We start from the raw sequence: 18294 nt of genomic DNA on the forward strand, positions 1-18294 counted from the left end.
CGAAAGGGGTGGGACGGCCAAAGGCGTTCCGCCCCTCCGCATCAGAGATGATCAAGCCGCCCGCCCGCTCGCGGGATACGGCGGGCGCCTTCGATCCGATCCACGGGGATTCCCTATGCTGCGCGCAGCCCTTACCGCCGCCATCGCCCTGGCTTTAGCCGGCGCTTTCGTCGCCCCGGCCGCCGTGGCTCAGGACGTCCCCAGCGGGACCCAGATCGCTCCGGAGTTCCGTCTGAAGGGCGACGTCGTCTCGATCCCCTTCGTGATGGTGCGCGAGTTCCCGTTCGTGGAGGCCGAGATCAACGGTGTGAAGGGCAAGCTCCTGCTCGACACCGGCGCGCTCGAAGCGTTTGTCCTGAACCACAATCACCTCAAGCTGCCCGAGGGTCGCGTGATCGGGCGGGGCGCCTTCGGCAGCGGCCAGACTTACGAGAAGGTCCTGCGGCCCAGCGTCGACAATGTCCGCCTGGCCGGCGGGCTGAGCTACAGCCGCGTCACCACCTTCCGCAGCCAGGACGCGGCGCAGCTCGAACGCATCACGCCCGATTTCCTGGGCTGGCTGGGCTATCTGTTTTGGGACGGCTACGCGGTGAAGGTCGACTACAAGGCGTCGAAGGCGACCTTCTACAAGGGCGGACCGAAGGCGTTCCTGAAGGGCGAGGCGGTGATCGCCGCCATCCCCTTCGAGACGCCCAAGCTGCCCAACAATCCGGTCCTGGCCGCCAAGGTCGGCGACCTGGATTTCGAGACGGTCCTCGACACCGGCCAGTACGGCAACCTCTTCGCCGATGCCGCGACGCTGGAGCACCTGACGGCCGCCGGGGCGATCAAGCCCGCCGCGAACGAGGAGGGCGCCGTGGACATCAAGGCGGTCCAGTTCAGCAAGGGCCCCGCCATCCCGCTGGCCAAGATCGAGACCCACCCGATCGAAGGCGCCGCGCCCTTCGCCAAGGCGATCGGCGTGTCCTCGCCCCGGATCATGAGCCTGGGGTACGCCTTCCTGCAGCAGTACAAGACGGTCTGGGACTACCCGAACAAGACGCTCTACCTGCTGAAGCGGTAGGGGGTCGCCACGGAGCTCCGTGGCGACCCCTGTTTTGCCTCTATTTGCGGTCCTCGGTGGCGGCGATCGCCGCCTTGGCCGCGAGGATGTAGGCGGTGGTGGTGCTCACCGTGTATTCGCTCTCGAACCACAGGAACGGCCAGTCGCTCATCATTTCCGGGAAGTCCGGCTTGATGACGATGACGCCCGGAGCCATCCCGCCGGGGATGAAGCCGTAGTCGGCGCGGTTGTGCCCGTAGCCGTTCAGCTTCGAGCGCGTCCCGACGGTCGAGACCAGCGACAGGTTGTTCGCTGGGTGGCGGCCGAGCATGTAATCCAGGGCGTGCAGGGTGTATTCCGGTCCGATCAGGTCCGGGAACGCCTTGTGCATCAGGTACATGTTGATGCCGAAGCCGGCGACTTCACCCGACCCCGCCCATGAGCCCATCCCGACCGGGACGCCGAACGGATTGCCGGCCAGCTCCTTGTCGACCCGAGGCTTGACGCCGGCCACCAGGGCCTTGATCCGCGCCTTGTAGGCCGCGTCCATGTAGGGGAGGGCGCGCACGGCCGCGCCGCTGACGCGATCGAAATTGGCCTCGATCGCCGGCGTCAGGGCGCTCAGTCGCGCGGTGTACGCCGGATCGCCCTTGGTGGTGATGATCAGCTCCACCGTCGCGGAGACTTTGGCCAGGTCGAGGAAGCGGGACATGTTTCCGCTGTCGTCGCGGCCGTCGCTGCCGTTGGCGGCCTCGCCCTCACGCTTGGCCCACAGCGCCTTGGCGGCGGACAGGGCTTCGGCCGACATCGCCGGGTCGAAGTCCTTCAGCGCGCGACTGGCCGCGGCCAGGCTCCCGGCCACCATCAGGTCGTTGGCCGGATAGGCGGTGGTGAACGCCCAGCGATCGTCGGGGACGCCCGAGTGGTCGCCCCGGACCTCGTTCGGCCCCAGCGTGGCGTCATACAGCTTGCCGTCGGTCTGGGAGGCGGCGTCGCCGAGGTGCGCGTACTGGCGCAGCTTCGGATCGACGATGCCGACGATCGAGTGGCCGAAGACCTTGTACTGCGCGAGCAGTTGCTCGACGCCATGACGGACCTGCTGGAGCGCGTCGGGTGCGCCGTCCGGCTTGCGGATCTCGACCTCGCGGGCCTTCTCGTCGACGCTGGTCTCATCCCAGTCGAGCCCGAACAGCTCGCGCGTCCAGACCAGATCGCGCACGACCTGCGCGTTCTGCGGGGTCTGGATGTCGTAGTCGCCGGCGTCCTGGAAGCCGCCGACCGCCAGGCCCGGGATGTGCTCGCCCGGTTTGAAGGGTGAATCCAGGTTCGGACCCATGCGATAGCCGTCGAAGTGGACGATGTTGGGCGGAGCCTGGACCGCGTCGTCCATGTGCGAGGCGCGCTGCCACACCCGGTACTGCTCGCGCACGGTCATGTGGTCCATCTGCACGGGCAGATAGGTGTCGAGCGAAGGCTGCCAGATCCGTCCATAGGCGTCGGCGGCGATCGGGAAGGGGTTGGTCGTCTGTCCGGCGTAGGAGATCGCGTAGATGCCGGGCTCGCGCACGCTCGAGAAGTCGAACGCGGCGTAGTTGTAGCGCAGGAACTTGCCGCGCGACTGGACGGCGGCCCTGAACACGGGCTTCTCGCCGCTATCGGTCAGCTTGACCAGCGTGGCTTCCGTCGGCGCCTTGAAGTTCGGATCCAGCTCGATCAGCGCGACCTTGCTGCGCTGCGGCGTGTAGCCGGCCTGGTTGAAGGAGACGACCGGAGCGCGCGTCCAGCCCGGGATCACATTGGGCTTCACGTGCCAGACGACGGCGTCTTCCTTCGCGCCCGCGGCGATCATCGAGCGCACGACGAACCAGCCGTTCTGAGCCCGGTTGCGGGCGTCATAGAGGGCGAGAGGGTTGTTGGCGGTGATGGTGATGCGGGTGTTGGGGTCTTCCGGCGAAAGGGTGACGCTCTTCGCGCCCGACGCCATCGGCTGGGGATCGCCCGAGCCATCGGTCGCCATCGGGCCGTTGGGATTGCGCGGGAACAGGCCGGGCCGGTCGCCCATCAGATAGGTCTTGCCGAAATAGGCGGTCGGCAGGAAGTCGAGGTTGAAGCCGGCCTTGCCGACCAGTTCCGGCGGCAGCGGCGCGTCCAGGTCGACCGCGATACGGAAGCCGCCTTCCTCGGGGGTCACCTTCACGCGATAGTTCAGCTTCTCCTTCGGGAAGCTGGATCGCACGACGAGCTGGCCGGGCGCGTCGCCGAGCGTGCGCTCGCCGAAGATCGGCACCGGATCCCACTGCTCGGGCGTCGGGTTGAGCCGAACCTCGCCGTCGGTGGCGATCCGTTCGCCGTGCATGACGATCTGGATGCCGGCGTTCTTCTCGTCGAAGAAGATCGGGCTGAAATGGTTCTGCTCCACGATCACGCTCAGGCCCGGGGCCTCGAGCGTCTGATCCGGACTCAGCTTCAGCGTCTGAGCTTGGGCGGTCGTAATCGCCAACGTCGAGCACGCGGCCATGAGCAGCGTGGTGGCAACGATCCTTCGCATCTTATTCCTCCCTTGTTACCGCTAACAATTTTTTATGTGTCGCCCAGCCGTGATCTTTTACGTCGCGATCTGGGAGTGGTGGTCTTCCGGCCGTCGACAATAGCGAAGGCCAGATTGAGGGGGAAAGCCCCGCTCATGGAATGGATTTAGGCCCAGGTCCGCAACCCAGACAATCCATATTTGTCGGCGTTATTTTCGGCGATAGCGTGGGTGATGTCGCGGTTCCTGTGAGTTCAGGTTCGACTTCGCGCTTAATCGGGCACTCGGTACGTCGCGTGTTGACGGCCATATTTGTCGGAGTAGATAATGCCGACATAGCGGACGTTCGTGGCTGCCATAGCCGAGCCGTTCAACAACCGACAAAAATGGCCGGGGAAACAATGAGGAAGCTGCTGACCGCGGGGATGATCGCCGCGCTTCTTGGGCCGTCCGTCGCCGCGGCGCAGAGCGATCCGCTGGCGCCGACCGGACGCTGGACGGCCTATACCGCGGGACGCGCGGCCACGCCGCCGATGGGCTGGAGCACCTGGAACGCCTTCGCCACCGCTATCGACGAAGAGAAGATCCTCGGCTCGGCGAAGATCATCGTCGACACGGGCCTGGCCGCCAAGGGCTACCGCTACATCAATATCGACGACGGCTGGGCGCTGAAGCGCCGGATGCCCGACGGCAAGATGATCATCCGCGACGACAAGTTCCCGTCGGCGCGCACAGGCGGCGACGCACCCAGCTTCAAGCCCTACACCGACAAGCTCCACGCCATGGGGCTGAAGGCCGGCATCTATACCGACCTGGGCCGCAACACCTGCTCGGAAGCCTATTCGCCGACCGACGACGACCTGCCCAAGGGCACGGTCCTGGAGCGCGAGGTCGGCATCTACGGCCGTATCGACCAGGACATCGCGCTGTACTTCAAGGACTGGGGCTTCGACTTCATCAAGGTCGATGGCTGCGGCCTGCGGGACTACGCGCCGCACATGGAGCGGGTGACGTCGGGCAAGTTCCGGGCGCTGGGCCCGTTCCTGGACTCGGGCGAGGTGACCCGAACCGACATCTCGGCGATCAAAGGCATGTTCGGCCAGATCAACACCGCGCTGGCGCGGGAGAACCCGGACGGCGACTACCTGCTGTCGCTGTGCGTCTGGGGCGCGGCCGACGTCCGGTCGTGGGGCAAGGACTATGGCGGCATCTCGCGCACCAGCGATGACATCTCGCCGGCCTGGGGTCGGTTGCTGGTCAACTACGACACGACGGTGACCCGGTCGCTCTACGCGCATCCCGGCTCGTGGAACGATCCGGACATGCTGCACATCGGCGCGGGTGACTTCGACGCCGATCACCTGACCGAAGCGCGCTCGCACTTCGCGCTGTGGGCGATGCTGAACGCGCCGCTGCTGCTCGGCACTGATCTGCGCACGACGCCGAAGGCGCTGCTCGATATCTTCGGCAATACCGACATCATCGCGATCGACCAGGACCCGGCCGGCAACCAGGCGGTCCTCGCTCACGACTCCAGCGATGTGCAGATCCTAGTGAAGACCCTGGCGAACGGCGACAAGGCCGTGGCGATCTTCAACCGGGGCTCGGGCGACTACGACGTCGACCTGAACGCGGGCCACCTGAAGTTCGCGGAAGACGCGCCGATCCAGCTGACCGACCTGTGGAGCAAGCAGCAGTCCTCGTTCACCAAGCGGACCAAGCTCCACGTCAAGCCGCGCGAGACCCTGATCTTCCGGGCGCAAGGCAAGCGGATGCTACAGGGCGGCTACTATCTCTCGGAGCAGCCGGGAAGCGTGAACCCGGCGGTCGATGGCATCAAGTATCCGACGCCCGATCCCTCGATCTTCCGGACCGGGGCGGGCTGGGGCGGCACGGGCGGTCCGGGCGACCGACCCTCCTATGCCGGCTGGGGCGGCGCGCGGGCCGACAGCGCGCCCTACGGCCAATTGCTGCAGGTCGCTGGCAAGCGGTTCACGGCGGGCGTCGGCATCCTGGCCAATTCGCGGCTCGAGGTGCGCAACACCGGCGCCAAGCGCTTCTCCACGATGGTCGGCGTCGATGACAGCGCCAGCGACAAGGCCAGCGACGTGACCTTCGCCGTCTATGGCGACGGCAAGCTGCTGGCGACCAGCAAGCCGGTCAAATGGGGCATGGCGGCTCAGCCGATCTCGGTCCCGGTCGCCGGCGTGAAGCTGATCGAACTGGTGGCGCGCAGCCCTAAGGGCGACAACCAGCGCCTGCCGGTGACCTGGGGCGAGGCTGCGCTGCTGGAGCGCTGATCCTCGCGGGTCAGAGTAATTCAAGTCATTGGGAAGACGGTCAGATGGTTTCGAAGATTGCGGCGCTCGCCTTGATGGCGGCCCTGGGCATGGCGACGTCGAGCACGGCGGGTGATGGGAAAGCGCCCGCGCCGGGCTCGAACCCGATCATCCGGGACAAGTTCACCGCCGATCCCGCGCCCCTGGTCGTCGGCGACCGCCTCTACCTCTACACGGGTCACGACGAAGCCCAGCGCGACGAGATGTTCAATATGCGCGAGTGGCTCGTTTACTCGACCACGGACATGAAGACTTGGACGGCCTATCCGCCGATCATGAAGGCCACGGACTTCAAGTGGGCCAAGAAGGACGCCTGGGCCTCGCAGGCGATCGAGAAGAACGGCAAGTTCTACTTCTACGCCGCCGTCGAGCACGACAACACGCACCCCGGCAAGGCCATCGCCGTGGCGGTCTCGGACTCGCCCACGGGTCCGTTCGTCGATGCGCGCGGGTCGGCGCTGATCACCAACGAGATGACCCCCAAGGGTCCGCACAGCTGGGAAGACATCGACCCGACGGTGTTCACCGACGACGACGGGACCACCTGGATCGCCTGGGGCAATCGCTCCTGCTACATCGCCAAGCTCAAGTCCAACATGATCGAGATCGACGGCCCGATCACCGAGATCACGCCGCCGCATTTCGAGGAGGGCCCGTGGCTGCACAAGCGAAACGGCACCTACTACCTGACCTACGCCTCGCTGGACCGAACCACCCAGCGCGACGAGCATGTGTCCTACGCTACCGCGCCCGCCATCACCGGCCCCTGGACACCACGCGGCCTGCTGACCGGCTCAGGCAAGTACAGTTTCACGATCCATCCCGGCATCGTCCAGTTCAAGGGAGAGTGGTATCTCTTCCTGCACAACGCGGACCTGGCGGTTGGCGACCAGAGCGGGGCGATCGGTCGCCGCGCGGTGACGGTCGAGCGCCTGCGCTACAACCCCGACGGCACGATGCAGCCGGTCGTGCAGACGAAGGCCGGGGTTTCGGCCCCGGCTCGCTAGGCTATTGCGGGGTCAGGACCAGCAGCGAGACCCCTTGGCGCGGCAACGTGAAATCGATCCTGGCGTCGCCGCGCTTCACCGTCACCGCCGAGGGTGACGGGTCCAGCGTCGCCAGGGTCGAGGCGTCGATCAGGGTCTTGCGCTGCGTCTCCGTCGGGGCGATCGGCGAACCCATCTTCAGCCAGGCCGCATAGGCGTTTGAATGGTCGCGGTCGACGCGGTAGTGCGTCAGTCGCCCGCCGTGCGCGAAGGCCTTGGAGAGATGGCGCACGTCGAGGCTGACCTTGGCGTCGGGACCGGCCAGGTCGTCGTCGTGATAGTGCCAGACCATCACCGCCACCTGGTCGCCGTCACGCGTCGCGACGGATCCGACGTCAGGCGCGCCGCGCACGCCGTCGCGCAGCATGTCGTCCAGCGCCGTCTCATGGTCTGAAGCAGCCGTCACATAGGTCCCGGACATCTTGGCGAACAGCTTGAAGACATTCATGACCGGCAGGTCGATCCCGGCCGAGGTCAGCTGCCTGAAGCCCGCGAAATAGGGCTGGTCCTCGAACTCGAACGCCCAGGTCAGCACGCCCTCCAGGTCCAGCGATCGACGCTTGGCCAGCGCCTGCAGCCGGGGAAAGGACGCGGCCGTGTACGAGGAATACATGGTCCCGTTGCGATAGGCGTTGGCCGGTCCCTGGCAGGCGGCGCAGCCTTCGGGATCGGACTCGCCGATGATGATCGGCTTGCCGCGGAAGTCGGGATCGGCGGCGATCTGCGCGAACTCGTGGTCGGCCGCCTTCAGGTGCGTCGAGACGCCCATGCGCACGTGGCTGGCCTCGCCCGCGTTGATGAACTGCGGCGCGCCCTTGGCGTGGAAGGATAGGAAGTCGACCGGGGTCCCGGCCGCCTTGGCGTGCTGCATGAAGGCGGTCAGAAACTGGTCGCCGGCCCCGGCGCTGTCGGGTCCGCCGACCCGGGCCTCGGGCAGGGCGCGGCGGACGCCCTGGATGGCCGTGTCGTGCAGGCGGAAGAACTCCTCGCGCGTCCCGCCCCAGTAGTATTGCGGCAGGTTGGCCTCGTTCCAGGTCTGGAACCACCAGCTGGCGACCTCGGCGCGACCATAGCGTTCGACGCAGTGGCGGACCCACTGATAGACCAGCTCCTCCCATTTGCCGTAGTCCTTGGGCGGGTAGGCCCAGCCTGTCCGCAGCGCGCCCGAGCCGGGGCGGAACTGGTGCTGGTAGGGCTGAGGCTGGGTGGAGAGCGCCTCGGGCATGAACCCGATCTCGACATAGGGCTTCACGCCGCGGGCGCGATAGGTGTCGAAGATGCGGTCGACGATGGTCCAGTCGTAGATCGGCCGCCCGCTGGCGTCCTCGGTATAGACATTGGTCGAACCCCACTTCAGCGCCGGCGTCCCGTCGCCCGAGGTCAGCAGGTTGTGGGTGCGGAAGAACACGTGGTCGGGAGCCAGGCCGCCCAGCGTCGCCAGTGTGGTGCGGCCGTCCTTCATCGTGGCGTAGTTCGGCTCGTCCGCGCCGAAGAAGCGCCAGACCGGCTTCACCGGCTGGCCGGCCCCGGCGGCGTCCACCGTGACGGCGACGGGGAAGGGCGGCTCCTGGGCCAGGGCCGGGGCGGCGACCAGCAGCGCCAGGCCGACGGTCGCGATCAAAAGGCGTTTCGACATGCCGGGCTCCGGTCTTCTGGTGATCATCCGTCGGCGCGATCGATCAGGCGCTTCTTGCGCCGGTGCAGGGTGGCGGCGACGGCGATCAGCACCAGGGGAACCAGGCCCGACAGGACCTGTTCGCTCGCGCCCGGCCAGACGTGCAGCCAGGGTTTCAGGAAATAGCCGAGCAGGCCCAGCACGTAGTAGCCGACCGCGAAGATCGACAGGCCCTCGACCAGGCCCTGCAGCTTGGCTTGCAGCTCCAGACTGGCGCCCATGCCGCGCAAGGTTTCCTGGTTCTGGCGGTCCAGGACGATGCCCAGCCGCGCCTGCAGGAGATCGCCGCAGCGGGCGACGCGCAGGGACAGGTCGTCCAGCCGCCGATCGGCCGCCTCGCGGGTGCGCATGGCCGGTTGCAGGCGCCGGGCGATGAACTCGCTCATGGTCGAATGACCTGGCACGTGGCGTTCACGCAAGGCCTCCAGTCGGTCCAGGGTCAGGCGGTGGTAGGACTCCGTGGCGCCGCGCCGGAAGCGGCTGTTGGCCGCGCGCAGCTCGACCTCGGCCGACAGCGCCAGCAGGCTGTCCAGCACCGCCTGGCTGTCCTCGCCGCCGGCCAGGCCGCTGGCGATGGCCGAGAGCCGGGCCTCGGCGCCGTCTAGCCAGGCCAGCAGCTCGCGGGCAGGGGGAAAGCCGATCAGCGCCAGCTTCCGATAGTTGCCGATCTCCACCAGCGTCTGGACCAGACGCGAGACCTCATCATGGGCCAGGGCGATGTTGTGGACGTGGATGCGGCCGGTGCCGCCTTCGCGCAGGCGGAAGTCCGTCCAGATCCGCGCGGCCCCGTCGAACACCTCGCACGACACGCAGCGGGCCAGGTCGATATGCCGGTTCAGCACTGCTTCGGCCGGCGGCTCCGAGCCCGGCGCGGAGACCGAGATCTCGACGCCTCGGAATACCTGGCCCGGCGCGCCGTCCAGCCAGAAGCAGTCGTCGTCCAGGTCGGCTTCGAAGCCCAGGTTTTCACCTAGCGGACCGTAGGCGAACCGCGTCCAGGTCGAGAATTCCTGGTGCCGCTCCCACAGCCACCCGCCGGTCGGGCCGGTGACGAGCACCCTCCCGCCGGCGGGATCCTGGTTCGGCGCGAACAGCGCCACGAAAGCCGCCTCGGAGGCGCGCTCCGTGGCGCTGACTAGAAAGACCCACTGGCGCAGCCGGACCGGTGCGTGTTCCAGCGGGAGGGCGCGAAGGTGCATCAGTTCGCTCAGTGTGACCCTGAGCGGATGGTTCCGATCGCTATCCATCTCGTCCTTGCCCTGCGTTACCGGATCATCGGCTCAAGTCCAATGTTACCGGTCACATAACCTAACCAGGTTCGTCGTCGGCGTCACGTGCTTTGCGGGCTACGGGATGCGGATTTCGAACGAACCGACGGCGCGGCCGGCCTGGTCGAACAGGTTCACCACCGGGCTGTCGGCCCAGCCATAGCGCACGCGTTCAGCGGCGTGGCCGTCGCCCTTCAGCGTGACCTTGTCGCCGGCGACGTGGCCGGGCGCGAACCGGCAGGCGCCGTCCGGACCACAGAGCTCGAAGCCGATGGCGGTGTCCGCGCTGCGGGCGATCAGGCCGCCGGCCGCACCCACGAACGTCAGGACGACACCCCCGTCGGCCGCGCGCTCGGCGGTGGTGACGCGAGGACCTGCGGCGACGGCTTCACCATAGGCCAGGACCCGCAATGCGTCCGCCGTGCGGCGTCCGACCTCCTGCTTCTCGCCGGGGTGGATGTCGTAGGGATCGCCCAGATCGAGGGTGACGACCAGGGCCGCATGGCCATCAGCCTCGGCGGCCCGCCGCTGAGCGTCGCGCAGGCCGGCCCAGCCGCTCTCGACCGGCTTGCTCGCGCCGTCGCCATAGGCCGACAGCTGGATGATGGCGAACGGCAGTTTCGGCGCGTCGAACTGACGGCGCCAGTCTGCCATCATGGCGGCGAGCCGGCGCTCGTAGCCGGGCAGGCCGGTGTCGGACTCGCCTTGGTACCAGAGCGCGCCGGCCAGGCCGACGGGACCGAGCGGCGAGATCATCGCGTTGTAGAGGACGCCTGCGCCGTTGATGTCGTCCCACGGTGCGCGGGGAGCGTTGGTCTTGGGGCGACCGGCCAGGGCGTAGCGCCAGCCGGCGTCGAGCGGGACGGACGTACCGTCGTCGAACTGCAGGCGCATCAGCGCGGCAGGACCCGCTAGGCCGCCGTCGGCATAGACGTTGTCGACATTGACGGTGATGCGGTTCCGCCCGGCGGTCAGCGCGCCTGGCGACAGGCGATAGCGGCGGGGCTGGCCGATGCTGGATCCGCCGACCGAGCGGCCATTGACCCAGGTGCGGTCGGCGTCGTCGACGAGGCCCAGCGACAGGACGGCGCCCTGCGCTGCCTGGGCGGCGGTGAGGTCCACCGTCTTCTCGAACCAGGCCATGCCGACATAGCCGGTCACGGCGGGAACGCCCCAGCGCCCGAAATAGCCGATGGTGGGAACCGGCGACCAGCCGGGATGCTCGGTGCGCCAGGGCGCGTCCGCGCCGTCGAGGCCGGAGCGATCGCGCCACCAGGTTTCCCACTGGCGCGCCACGATATCCTCGGCCGCGGCGGCGTCACGGCTGTGGAGCTCCAGGGCCTTGGCCTCCAGTTCCAGGCCGCCGGCGCGCAGGCCTTCGGGCGCCATCCAGGCGGAGATCCGCGAGCCGCCCCAGCTGGAATGGATTAGGCCGATGGGGACCTTGGCGGTCCGGCGCAGGTCCTGGCCCGTGTAGAAGCAGACGGCGGAGAACTTGGCGATGCTGTCCGGCGTCGCCGCCGTCCAGGTCGGTGGCGTGGCGAAGCTCTCGGCGGGCGTCTCCGCCAGCCGCTTGCCCACCGTCATCAGCCGCAGCTGCGGATCGGCGGCGCCGGCGATCTGGAAGCTGTTCTGCGACTGCTCGGCCGACAGCTCCATGTTGCTCTGGCCCGAGCAGAGGAAGACGTCGCCGATCAGCAGGTCGTTGACGAAGGTTTGGCCGCTGGGCGCATCGACCAGCATCGGGTAGGGGCCACCCGCCGCGAAGGCCGGCAGGGCGACCCGGAAGCGGCCGTCTCGATCGGCCTTCGCCGACGCCGATTTTCCCGCCAGGACGACCGTCACGGTCTCGCTCGGGCGTGAACGGCCCGAGACGACGATGGGCCGATCCCTCTGCAGTACGGCGTGATCGCCGATCGCGCCCTCGAGCTTGGGCGCGGCGCTGGCCAGCATCGGGAGGAGGGCCAACGCCCCGGCGATGATTGCGATGGTCTTCATTTCGCCAGCGCCACGGCGGTGTCGACCGAGAACGGGGCCGACTGGCTCGGCACGCCCGTGCCCGGTTGGCCTGAGCCGACGCTGACGCGATAGGCGCCCGCGGCCACGCGACGATCGCCGTCGGGGGTCACCGAGCTGAGATCGCGCGGCGACAACGTGAAGGTTACCTTGCGGGCCTCGCCGGGCTTGAGCGCCACGCGCTGGAAGCCGCGCAGGGCCACTCGCGGCGCGCCGGGCGTGTCGGGGAAGTTCAGATAGAGCTGGGCGACTTCCTCGCCGGCCCGCGCGCCGACATTACGCACGGTGGTCGTCACGCGAATACTTTGGTCCGCACGCTCGACCGTGACCGGCGCGTAGTCGTAGCGGGTGTAGCTGAGGCCAAAGCCGAACGGATAGACCGGTTCGCCCGTGAAGTAGCGATAGGTGCGACCGGCCATCGCGTAGTCGCCAAAGGGCGGGAGGTCGTCGACCGACCGGTAGAAGGTCAGCGGCAGGCGGCCCGACGGATTGGTCTTGCCCGACAGCACGTTGGCGACGGCCAGGCCGCCGGACTGACCCGGATACCAGGCTTCGACGATGGCCGAGGCGTTGTCCTTGGCCCAGGCCAGGTTCACCGGGCTGCCGTTCATGGTCACCACGACCAGCGGCTTGCCCAGGGCCTTGGCCTGTTCCAGCAGCTTCTGCTGATCGGGCGGCAGGTCCAGGGTCGTCTTGTCGCCGCCCTTGAAGCCAGGGACCTCGACCGGCGACTCCTCGGCCTCCAGGTCGGAGGTCAGGCCGACCACGGCGACGATCACGTCGGCCTGGGAGGCGGCCTTTTTAAGCTCCGCGGCCGCATCGTCGGCCACGCGCTTCCAGACCAGGTTGACGCCGGACAGGGCGTGGGATTCCGAGGTGATCTCGATCGGGTAGCGATGGCCCTTTTCCAGTCGGATGATCTTCATCGTCGGCAGGCTGGCCCAGCCGGCCTTGCGCAGATCGGCGAAAGGCTTGCCGTCGAGCTTGAGCTCGCCGTTGAAGCCAGCGAGGCCCAGACGGTATGTCCCGCTCTCGGGCGGAACCAGGAAGCCGGTCCAGACCACGCGGTGGTGATCGGAGACCGAGGCCAGGTCCAGGCTGCGCGAGGCGATGTCAGCTTCGACGCGGGTGACGACCGGCTTGTCCTGGTAGCGCATCTTGGCCACCACGTCGCCGAAGGTCCCCGGCTCGAAGCGCGTCGGCGGCGTCTCGACCGTGTGGTAGTAGCGGGTCAGCAGGCCGGGCTTGCCGTCCGGGGTGACCAGGGCGGTGCTCGGCACGCGATCGCCGTCAGTGAACGAAGCGCCGAACGGGGCGTGGACGATCTTGGCCGACGGCATGGCGCGGCGCAGGCCGTCCAGCACCGAGATCGGCGGGGCCGACAGGGCCGACGAATAGTTGCCGCGCAGGACGCGGGTGGCGTCGGCCAGCGGGCCGACCACGGCGATGCGCAGGCCGGGCTTCAGCGGCAGCAGGCCGTCGTTCTTCAGCAGCACCAGGCTCTTCTCGCTGGCGGCCAGCGCCAGGGCCTCGTGCTGAGGCGTCATCACCGAGGCGATCGGGGCAGGGCGGGTTTCGACCGTCCGCACGCCGGGCAGGTCGCCGACCCGCAGGCGCGCGGAGTAGAGCCGCACCAGGGCCTGGTCGACTTCGGCCTCGGTGATTAGCCCTTTTCGCAGCGCGTCCGCATAGGGTTTGGCGAGGCCCGCCGTGTCGGTCAGGGTCGCGCCGTTGCACTCGTTGTCGACGCCGGCCCGCATCGCGGCGGCGACGGCGGTGGCCGCGTCGGGCGAATATTTGTGGTTGTCGGCGATGTCCTTGACCGCGTCGCAGTCGGACACGACGTAGCCGTTGAACTTCCAGGCCCCGCGCAGGTGATCCTTCAGCAGCAGGTCGCTGGCGCAGGCCGGCTGGCCGTCGATGCGGTTATAGGCGCACATCACCGATCCGGCCTGGCCCTCAGTCACAGCAGCGCGGAAGGCGGGCAGGTAGGTGTCTTCCAGGTCGTGGCGCGAGACGAAGACATTGGCGCCGTGCCGCGTCGACTCCGGCCCGCTATGGACGGCGAAGTGCTTGGGCGTGGCGATGACGCGCGGCAGGTCGGCGTCGGGGCCCTGGATGCCCTGCACGAACGACACGCCGATGCGCGCGGTCAGGAACGGGTCCTCGCCATAGGTCTCCTGGCCACGGCCCCAGCGCGGATCGCGGAAGATGTTGATGTTCGGCGACCAGGTGTCGAGGCCGGTGCCGATGCGGCCCATGCGGCCGGTCTGCCGCGACAGGATGTGCAGGTCGCGGACTTCGGTGCTGATCGCGGTCGCCACGTCCTGGACGAGGCCGGTGTCGAAGCTGGCGGCCAGGCCGATCGGCTCGGGGAAGTTGGTGGTCGGCAGCGCGCCCAGCGCGCCGTGCAGCGACTCCGTCCACCAGTTGTAGGCGGGGATGCCCAGCCGGGGGATCGCCGGGGCGGTGTTGAGCAGCTGGTCCAGCTTCTCGTCGGTGGTCATCTTGCCGACCAGCTCGGCGGCCAGCCGGTCAGCCTTGGCGCGCGCGGCGGGCGCGGAGAGGGCGGGGGTGGGCGCGCTGAGGGCCAGGCTCGCGCAGAGCGCCGCGCTGGCGGCGCAATGAAGCCATGATGACTTGGACATGGAAGAAGACCTCATGTGTTCAGGGCTTGGCCGGGCGGGGACCCGCGCGCGATCACCTCGCGGGCGGGCGCGGGCCAGGCCTGTCCCTCGACGGTGACGTTGTCGATCAGGCGATTGTTGGCGTAGTCGGACCAGGAGCCGTTGGCCTTGCCGGCGTTGTGCCAGTTGCCGCGCGCGACATTGTCCGCCGCCGTGCGGCGCGGATAGGCGCCGTCCAGCGCGTTCAGATTGACCCATAGGCCCAGGCCGTCGAAGACGTTGTCGCGCACCGTGACGTAGCGCGAGCCTTCGTCCAGATAGACGCCGATACCGCCGGGCACGTCGTAGACGTGGTTCTCGGCGATCAGGGCGCCGGGGTCGGCCGACAGGTGGTAGATCGCCCCGCCGTCGGGGAACCAGCGCTTCACGCCGTGCACGCGATTGCCGACGATGACGGTGTCGCGGAGGATGGTCGGCGTGTCGTAGACCCGGTTGCCGGGGTTGTCGTAGTAGCCGCGCTCCAGGCTCATATAGGCGGTGTTGCCGCCCGGGTCGTTGACGCCCCAGCCCCAGCCCACGTCGATGCCGTCATACGGGGCGTCGGAGACCTCGTTGTGCAGGATGACCGCGGCGGTCGCATAGGTGACGAGGACCGCGGCCTGCTCCCGATAGACCTGGGAGACGCCCTGGATGGTGTTGTCGCGGATGACGATATCGCGCACGGCCTGGTCGGGCCGCGTGGGATGGTGGGCGTCGGGCGAGACGCCGCCGACCATGATCGCGCCGCCGGCCAGGTCGTGGAAGCGGCTGCGGACCACCTCGACCGAGCGCGTCTCCAGGCCCGCGCCGCTCAGATTGGCGCTGGCGTCATTGCCCAGGCCCAAAGCGATCTGGCCCAGGTGCGCGAACTCGGCGTCCTCGAACAGGATGCGCGCGGCCGCCGCGACCTGGACCGCCGCCGGCTGCTGGCGCCACTGGTTGCGCATGCCCTCGAAGGCCCAGCAGCCCCAGCTGCAATCGCGGATCGGATCGCTAGGATAGTCCGGGACCTGGCCCGACAGGAACGAGCCGCTCTGCTGGCTGGCGTAGCCCTCGGCGCTGGATGGGCCGAGCCAGCTGGTGTGCTGGAAGCCGATGCCGGCGAACTGCAGGTCGCGCACGGGCTTGCCGGGCTGGCCGGCCACCGAGACCAGCGCCTCCAGGCGCGGCATGACCACCTGACTGGACGCCATAACCTCGCCATCGCGCGGCTTGTAGTAGAGCTTGCCTTGAACGGGATCAGCCCACCAGTCGCCGCCGGCACGCACGAAGGCCAGGGCGTTGCCGATGAAGAAGCGCGCGTGGTCGCCCGACACCGGCCGGGCGAAGGTATCGTAGCCGATCAGGTTGTTGCGCCAGCCCGGTTGGGCCAGGACAATGCGGTCGCCACGGATGCTCTCGACCCGCGCGCGGCGGTCGGTGAAGAAGCCGGTGTTCTCGACCTCCAGTCGCGCTTGGTCGGGCAGGTCGGCGAGGAAGCGCCAGGCCGGATCGACGATCTGGATGCCCCAGTCGTGGAAGGCGAAGGCGCTGCGGGGCGCCTCGACCGTGGCGCGGTGGGCGAGCTTGTCGTTGACCCAGAGCTGACGTGGATCGGCGCCGCGCGGGATGTCGGCCACCCAGATGTCGCGTGCGGCGTCGGCTTGGCGCCAGCCTTCGACAGACTGCCCTCCGGAGAGGATGGGCTTTGCGCCCTTCGCCGCTTCCCAGCGGACGACAAAGCCGTCCTGGCCGCCGTCCTCGACCGCGAAGCGTAGCGGCTTGGTCAGGCGATAGACGCCGTCCGCAAGCCGCACGGTGACCGAGTGGGTCTTGTTGACGGACCGCACCGCAGCCTGGGCCCGGGCCAGGGTCGCGAAGGGGCGACCAGGCGCGCCGTCGGCCTTGTCCGAGCCGTCGGGCGTGACCTCGAAGACGATGGGGACGGGCGCCGGGCGTTCGTGGATCTCGACCGCTGAGAACGCCTTTTCCGAGTTCGGCCGGTCGGCGGTCGTGATGGTGGGGATGTTGGGCGACGGCGGCAGTTGCGCGGCGTTGGCGGATCCGGCCAGGACAAGCGACAGCAGGACGGCCGCGCGGCCGTGCTTCGAAAGCGATGTGACGCGGATCATACCGGCTGCAGGCCGTGCTCGACGATCTTGCGGATCAGGTCACGGTGCTTCGGCAGGCTGGCCCGCAGGCGTTCGCTCTGGAGGGCGTTCTCGCGCAGGGCGCGTTGGGCGAGGCCCATCTCCTCGGTGAGGGCCTCGGGCTCGACCTGCGTGCGGAAGCCCATGCCGTAGAGCACGTACTGATAGCTGGCGGCCGGGAAGACCTCGTCGGCGCGATCGAACTCCTCCGTCAGCCAGGGCGGCTGATGGCTCCAGAGCAGCAGCAGGTCCTGGAGGCGTTCGGGGATGGTCGCCGGGTCGCGGTTGTCGCGCCAGAAGGCGGTGTCGGTCCGCTTGCTGAGCACGTAGTGCAGCTTGAGGAAGTCGATGATCCGGCCCCAGCGGTAGTGGGTCGTGGCGTTGAAGCGCGCGGCGACGATGTCCATCACCTCGCGGCAGGCCGGCATCTGTTCGGCGATGAGCTTGGCAGAGAGCTCGATCAGCACGATGGCCGAGGCTTCCAGCGGCTCCAGGAAACCCGCCGCCAGGCCCACGGCCACGCAGTTGCGCTTCCAGAAGGTCTCGCGGTGGCCCGAGCGGATGCCGATCTTGCGCACCGGCAGGTCCTTGCCGGCCGGGCCGAGATAGGCGCGCAGCTCGCGCTCGGCCTCGTCGTCGGAGATGTGGCGGCTGGAATAGACGTGGCCCGTGCCGCGCCGGGTCGGCAGGCCGATGTCCCAGATCCAACCGGCCGACTGGGCCGTGGAGATCGTGTGGGTGGCGATCGGGCTGTCGGGGCGCTCGTACGGGATCTGGACGGCCAGGGCGGTGTCGCAGAACAGGATGTCGCCGCAGTCGCGGAACTCCACGCCCAGCGCCTCGCCCAGCAGCAGCGACCGGAAGCCGGTGCAGTCCACGAAGAGGTCGCCCTCGATCTCGCCGGCCTGTTCGGTGACGACCGCGCGGATGTCGCCGTCGTCGGCGAGGGCCACGCCGCGCACGTCGGCGAGCACATGGCGGACGCCCAGCTTCTCGGTGCAGTGGCGTTGCAGGAACGGCGCGAACTTACCCGCGTCCAGGTGGTAGGCGTAGTTGGCCGCGCCTTGGTAAGGCGGGGAGGTGATGGTCTTGGGACCCAGGCCCTCGTCGCACAGCAGGCCCTGCGGGCAGACCGCGTCGCAAAAGCTGCCCGGCGCGCCGCCGGCCAGCCAATGGGGCGCCAGGTTGATCTGGCCGAAGCTCTGCGGCAGCACCAGCGGGTGGTAGTAGGCGTCGTCGGGCTCGCCCGTGGTCCATCGCGCGAACTGGGCGCCTTGCTTGAACGAGGCGTCGCACTCGCGGAAGAAATGGGTCTCGGAGACCCCGATCTTGGCCAGGGTCGTGCGCAGGGTGGGCCAGGTGCCTTCGCCGACGCCGATGATCGGCGTGGTCGGCGACTCCACCAGGGTGACCGTGAAGCCGGTGGCCTGCCGCGCCCGATGCTTGGCGGCGATGACCCCGGCGGTGAGCCAGCCCGCGGTCCCGCCGCCGACGATGACGATATTCTTGACGGGGCGGACCATGGCTTATCGAGGAAAAAGCGACTGGGAACGACGGCTCGACGTTCCCAGTCTAGGGGAGGGGAA

Annotated in this window: 10 protein-coding genes; 3 read left to right on the plus strand and 7 right to left on the minus strand. The window is 68.5% G+C overall.

Annotation, left to right across the window (positions count from 1 at the left end):
• Positions 1–115: 115 nt before the first annotated feature.
• A complete protein-coding gene (locus tag AC07NI_RS03755) occupies positions 116–1063 on the plus strand; it encodes a pepsin/retropepsin-like aspartic protease family protein (RefSeq protein ID WP_494616333.1) in 948 nt (315 codons plus the stop codon).
• Between the two features lie 40 nt (positions 1064–1103).
• Here the strand turns inward: AC07NI_RS03755 and AC07NI_RS03760 are convergent, their stop codons facing one another.
• Positions 1104–3590: a glycoside hydrolase family 9 protein gene (locus tag AC07NI_RS03760; protein ID WP_494616334.1), complete on the minus strand. Its 2487-nt coding sequence runs from the start codon at positions 3588–3590 to the stop codon at positions 1104–1106.
• A 380-nt stretch (positions 3591–3970) separates the two neighbouring features.
• On the opposite strand from AC07NI_RS03760, the gene AC07NI_RS03765 reads away from it, so the two are divergent.
• The gene (locus AC07NI_RS03765) at positions 3971–5869 is read left to right on the plus strand and encodes an NPCBM/NEW2 domain-containing protein (protein WP_494616335.1); all 1899 of its coding nucleotides are present in this window, start codon (positions 3971–3973) and stop codon (positions 5867–5869) included.
• A gap of 44 nt (positions 5870–5913) precedes the next feature.
• A complete protein-coding gene (locus AC07NI_RS03770) occupies positions 5914–6915 on the plus strand; it encodes a glycoside hydrolase family 43 protein (protein WP_494616336.1) in 1002 nt (333 codons plus the stop codon).
• Position 6916: 1 nt separating this feature from the next.
• On the opposite strand, the gene AC07NI_RS03775 is transcribed toward AC07NI_RS03770, so the two are convergent.
• The 6 genes from AC07NI_RS03775 to AC07NI_RS03800 form a co-directional block, all read right to left on the minus strand.
• Positions 6917–8590: a GH39 family glycosyl hydrolase gene (locus tag AC07NI_RS03775; RefSeq protein ID WP_494616337.1), complete on the minus strand. Its 1674-nt coding sequence runs from the start codon at positions 8588–8590 to the stop codon at positions 6917–6919.
• A gap of 23 nt (positions 8591–8613) precedes the next feature.
• On the minus strand, positions 8614–9876 hold the full coding sequence (locus tag AC07NI_RS03780) for a DUF3422 domain-containing protein (RefSeq protein WP_494616338.1): 1263 nt from the start codon (positions 9874–9876) through the stop codon (positions 8614–8616).
• 99 nt (positions 9877–9975) lie between these two features.
• Positions 9976–11895, minus strand: a complete 1920-nt coding sequence (locus AC07NI_RS03785) for a sialate O-acetylesterase (RefSeq protein ID WP_494616339.1) — start codon at positions 11893–11895, stop codon at positions 9976–9978.
• On the minus strand, positions 11892–14561 hold the full coding sequence (locus tag AC07NI_RS03790) for a glycoside hydrolase family 3 C-terminal domain-containing protein (RefSeq protein WP_494616340.1): 2670 nt from the start codon (positions 14559–14561) through the stop codon (positions 11892–11894). Before AC07NI_RS03790 ends, AC07NI_RS03785 begins: the two co-directional genes overlap by 4 nt.
• A gap of 11 nt (positions 14562–14572) precedes the next feature.
• The gene (locus AC07NI_RS03795; RefSeq protein ID WP_494616341.1) at positions 14573–16690 is read right to left on the minus strand and encodes a right-handed parallel beta-helix repeat-containing protein; all 2118 of its coding nucleotides are present in this window, start codon (positions 16688–16690) and stop codon (positions 14573–14575) included.
• Positions 16687–18231: a tryptophan halogenase family protein gene (locus AC07NI_RS03800; RefSeq protein ID WP_494616342.1), complete on the minus strand. Its 1545-nt coding sequence runs from the start codon at positions 18229–18231 to the stop codon at positions 16687–16689. The genes AC07NI_RS03795 and AC07NI_RS03800 overlap by 4 nt, the downstream gene beginning before the upstream one ends.
• Positions 18232–18294 lie beyond the last annotated feature (63 nt).

The sequence above is a fragment of the Caulobacter sp. GW821-FHT10E02 genome (assembly GCF_059415225.1).